2 tRNA genes and 3 rRNA genes are annotated in these 4,946 nt (G+C 54.3%); all 5 read right to left on the bottom strand.

The annotated features are described in order from the left end of the window. Window positions 1–49: 49 nt before the first annotated feature. Window positions 50–164, bottom strand: a 5S ribosomal RNA gene (gene rrf, locus OK345_RS17685). 122 nt (window positions 165–286) lie between these two features. After that, window positions 287–3,162: ribosomal RNA gene (locus OK345_RS17680) — 23S ribosomal RNA — on the bottom strand. Window positions 3,163–3,388: 226 nt separating this feature from the next. After that, window positions 3,389–3,465 (bottom strand) — tRNA-Ile (locus tag OK345_RS17675). Window positions 3,466–3,484: 19 nt separating this feature from the next. Continuing rightward, window positions 3,485–3,560 (bottom strand) — tRNA-Ala (locus tag OK345_RS17670). 97 nt (window positions 3,561–3,657) lie between these two features. Then, a 16S ribosomal RNA gene (locus tag OK345_RS17665) occupies window positions 3,658–4,946 on the bottom strand; the annotation flags it as partial.

Here is a 4,946-nt window from a genome sequence, read left to right as displayed (position 1 = left end):
AAAAAAGCAAACCCCCGCAGCGTGAGCTGCGGGGGTTTGGGGGTAAAGCCCCTGGCGATGACCTACTCTCGCATGGCTTGAGCCACACTACCATCGGCGCAGCTGCGTTTCACTTCCGAGTTCGGGATGGGATCGGGTGGTTCCACAGCGCTAATTTCACCAGGGAGAGGGTTGGAGGGTCGCTATCCGGTGTACTGGATGAAGCGCCAGCCTCTCGTAGGGTCTTGTGACGTAGCGTGCACTTGGATCTATCGACATGTCGTCGGCCAAGGCAACTTGAGGTTATATGGTCAAGCCGCACGGATCATTAGTATCAGTTAGCTCAATGCATTGCTGCACTTACACACCTGACCTATCAACCACGTAGTCTACATGGTTCCTTCAGGGGGCTTGTGCCCCGGGAAGTCTCATCTTGAGGCGCGCTTCCCGCTTAGATGCTTTCAGCGGTTATCGCTTCCGAACATAGCTACCCGGCAATGCCACTGGCGTGACAACCGGAACACCAGAGGTTCGTCCACTCCGGTCCTCTCGTACTAGGAGCAGCCCCTCTCAAACTTCCAACGCCCATGGCAGATAGGGACCGAACTGTCTCACGACGTTCTGAACCCAGCTCGCGTACCACTTTAAATGGCGAACAGCCATACCCTTGGGACCGACTACAGCCCCAGGATGTGATGAGCCGACATCGAGGTGCCAAACACCGCCGTCGATATGAACTCTTGGGCGGTATCAGCCTGTTATCCCCGGAGTACCTTTTATCCGTTGAGCGATGGCCCTTCCATACAGAACCACCGGATCACTAAGTCCTACTTTCGTACCTGCTTGATCCGTCGATCTTGCAGTCAAGCACGCTTATGCCTTTGCACACAGTGCGCGATGTCCGACCGCGCTGAGCGTACCTTCGAGCTCCTCCGTTACTCTTTAGGAGGAGACCGCCCCAGTCAAACTACCCACCATACACGGTCCCCGATCCAGATAATGGACCTAGGTTAGAACGTCAAGCACGACAGGGTGGTATTTCAAGGATGGCTCCGCCACAGCTAGCGCCATGGTTTCATAGCCTCCCACCTATCCTACACAGACGAACTCAACGTTCAGTGTAAAGCTATAGTAAAGGTTCACGGGGTCTTTCCGTCTTGCCACGGGAACGCTGCATCTTCACAGCGATTTCAATTTCACTGAGTCTCGGGTGGAGACAGCGCCGCTGTCGTTACGCCATTCGTGCAGGTCGGAACTTACCCGACAAGGAATTTCGCTACCTTAGGACCGTTATAGTTACGGCCGCCGTTTACTGGGGCTTCGATCAAGAGCTTCGCCTTGCGGCTGACCCCATCAATTAACCTTCCAGCACCGGGCAGGCGTCACACCCTATACGTCCACTTTCGTGTTTGCAGAGTGCTGTGTTTTTGATAAACAGTCGCAGCGGCCTGGTTACTGCGGCCCTCTTCAGCTATAGCTCGCACGAGCCACCAAAAAGGGCGCACCTTCTCCCGAAGTTACGGTGCCATGTTGCCTAGTTCCTTCACCCGAGTTCTCTCAAGCGCCTGAGAATTCTCATCCTACCCACCTGTGTCGGTTTACGGTACGGTCTGCGTAAGCTGAAGCTTAGGAGCTTTTCCTGGAAGCGTGGTATCAGTGACTTCGTCTTAAAGACTCGTCTCGGTGCTCGGTCTTAAAGGATCCCGGATTTGCCAAAGATCCAAACCTACCGCCTTTCCCCGGGACAACCAACGCCCGGTACACCTAACCTTCTCCGTCCCTCCATCGCACTTACGCGAGGTGCAGGAATATTAACCTGCTTCCCATCGACTACGCATTTCTGCCTCGCCTTAGGGGCCGACTCACCCTGCGCCGATTAACGTTGCGCAAGGAAACCTTGGGCTTTCGGCGTGCGGGTTTTTCACCCGCATTATCGTTACTCATGTCAGCATTCGCACTTCCGATACCTCCAGCAGACTTCTCAATCCACCTTCGCAGGCTTACGGAACGCTCCTCTACCGCGCATACAAAGTATGCACCCCAAGCTTCGGTTCTGTGCTTAGCCCCGTTAAATCTTCCCCGCAGACCGACTCGACCAGTGAGCTATTACGCTTTCTTTAAAGGGTGGCTGCTTCTAAGCCAACCTCCTGGCTGTCTGTGCCTTTCCACATGGTTTTCCACTTAGCACAAAATTTGGGACCTTAGCTGTGGGTCTGGGTTGTTTCCCTTTTCACGACGGACGTTAGCACCCGCCGTGTGTCTCCCATACAGTCCGTCTCGGTATTCGGAGTTTGCAATGGTTTGGTAAGTCGCGATGACCCCCTAGCCATAACAGTGCTCTACCCCCGAGAGGATACATATGAGGCGCTACCTAAATAGCTTTCGAGGAGAACCAGCTATCTCCGGGTTCGATTAGCTTTTCACTCCTAATCACACCTCATCCCCTACCTTTGCAACGGGAGTGGGTTCGGGCCTCCAGTGCGTGTTACCGCACCTTCACCCTGGGCATGACTAGATCACCCGGTTTCGGGTCTACTGCCCGCGACTATGCGCCCTTATCAGACTCGGTTTCCCTTCGCCTCCCCTATACGGTTAAGCTTGCCACGAACAGTAAGTCGCTGACCCATTATACAAAAGGTACGCAGTCACCCTTGCGGGCTCCTACTGCTTGTACGCACACGGTTTCAGGATCTATTTCACTCCCCTCTCCGGGGTTCTTTTCGCCTTTCCCTCACGGTACTGGTTCACTATCGGTCGGTCAGTAGTATTTAGCCTTGGAGGATGGTCCCCCCATGTTCAGACAGGGTTTCACGTGCCCCGCCCTACTCGTCTTCACTGGTATGGCCCTTTCAAATACAGGGCTATCACCTTCTATGGCCAACCTTTCCAGGTTGTTTTTCTAAAACCATACCAGCTTAAGGGCTAGTCCCCGTTCGCTCGTCGCTACTCAGGGAATCTCGGTTGATTTCTTTTCCTCCGGGTACTTAGATATTTCAGTTCCCCGGGTTCGCTTCCAGCAGCTATGTATTCACTGCAGGATACTGCCGAAGCAGTGGGTTTCCCCATTCGGACATTGCCGGATCAAAGCTTGTTGCCAGCTCCCCGACACTTTTCGCAGGCTGCCACGTCCTTCATCGCCTCTGACCGCCAAGGCATCCACCGTGTGCGCTTATTCGCTTGACCATATAACCGCAAGTTGCCTTGGGCTATACATGATCCAGGGGTACAAAGCCTGGATACGAATATAACGACTCAATCAATAAGAAGACATTCAAGTCTTCCGCCTTAGCCTCACGACACGTCAAGATAGATCATCTCAAACGCTCGCTACGTCACAAGTTTTAAAAGAACACGGGCCAGCCACAATGCCAGTCCGTCTAAATTCTGCGTATGCGCCAATCATTCAGAGTGGTGGGTCTGGGAGGACTCGAACCACCGACCTCACCCTTATCAGGGGTGCGCTCTAACCACCTGAGCTACAGACCCAATGTCCGTTTAGATCAGATGGTGGAGCCTGTCGGGATCGAACCGACGACCCCCTGCTTGCAAAGCAGGTGCTCTCCCAGCTGAGCTAAGGCCCCATATACGGGACTATCCAAGCCAACCTCGCGGCCGACTCGAAACTCTGAATGCAGGTTACTTGTGAGGACGCCCGACAGGACGATGCTGCCTTGCTCAAAAGGAGGTGATCCAGCCGCACCTTCCGATACGGCTACCTTGTTACGACTTCACCCCAGTCATCGGCCACACCGTGGCAAGCGCCCTCCCGAAGGTTAAGCTACCTGCTTCTGGTGCAACAAACTCCCATGGTGTGACGGGCGGTGTGTACAAGGCCCGGGAACGTATTCACCGCAGCAATGCTGATCTGCGATTACTAGCGATTCCGACTTCATGGAGTCGAGTTGCAGACTCCAATCCGGACTGAGATAGGGTTTCTGGGATTGGCTAGCCCTCGCGGGTTTGCAGCCCTCTGTCCCTACCATTGTAGTACGTGTGTAGCCCTGGTCGTAAGGGCCATGATGACTTGACGTCATCCCCACCTTCCTCCGGTTTGTCACCGGCGGTCTCCTTAGAGTTCCCACCATTACGTGCTGGCAACTAAGGACAAGGGTTGCGCTCGTTGCGGGACTTAACCCAACATCTCACGACACGAGCTGACGACAGCCATGCAGCACCTGTCTCACGGTTCCCGAAGGCACCAATCCATCTCTGGAAAGTTCCGTGGATGTCAAGACCAGGTAAGGTTCTTCGCGTTGCATCGAATTAAACCACATACTCCACCGCTTGTGCGGGCCCCCGTCAATTCCTTTGAGTTTCAGTCTTGCGACCGTACTCCCCAGGCGGCGAACTTAACGCGTTAGCTTCGATACTGCGTGCCAAATTGCACCCAACATCCAGTTCGCATCGTTTAGGGCGTGGACTACCAGGGTATCTAATCCTGTTTGCTCCCCACGCTTTCGTGCCTCAGTGTCAGTGTTGGTCCAGGTAGTCGCCTTCGCCACAGATGTTCCTCCCGATCTCTACGCATTTCACTGCTACACCGGGAATTCCACTACCCTCTACCACACTCTAGTCGCCCAGTATCCACTGCAATTCCCAGGTTGAGCCCAGGGCTTTCACAGCAGACTTAAACAACCACCTACGCACGCTTTACGCCCAGTAATTCCGAGTAACGCTTGCACCCTTCGTATTACCGCGGCTGCTGGCACGAAGTTAGCCGGTGCTTATTCTTTGGGTACCGTCAGAACCACAGGGTATTAACCCATGGCTTTTCTTTCCCAACAAAAGGGCTTTACAACCCGAAGGCCTTCTTCACCCACGCGGTATGGCTGGATCAGGCTTGCGCCCATTGTCCAATATTCCCCACTGCTGCCTCCCGTAGGAGTCTGGACCGTGTCTCAGTTCCAGTGTGGCTGATCATCCTCTCAGACCAGCTACGGATCGTCGCCTTGGTGGGCCTTTACCCC

The sequence above is a fragment of the Xanthomonas chitinilytica genome (assembly GCF_026107455.2).
GTDB lineage: Bacteria > Pseudomonadota > Gammaproteobacteria > Xanthomonadales > Xanthomonadaceae > Stenotrophomonas > Stenotrophomonas chitinilytica.
Note: the sequence above shows the minus strand (reverse complement) of the source record. Positions and strands in the feature narration are given on the sequence as shown.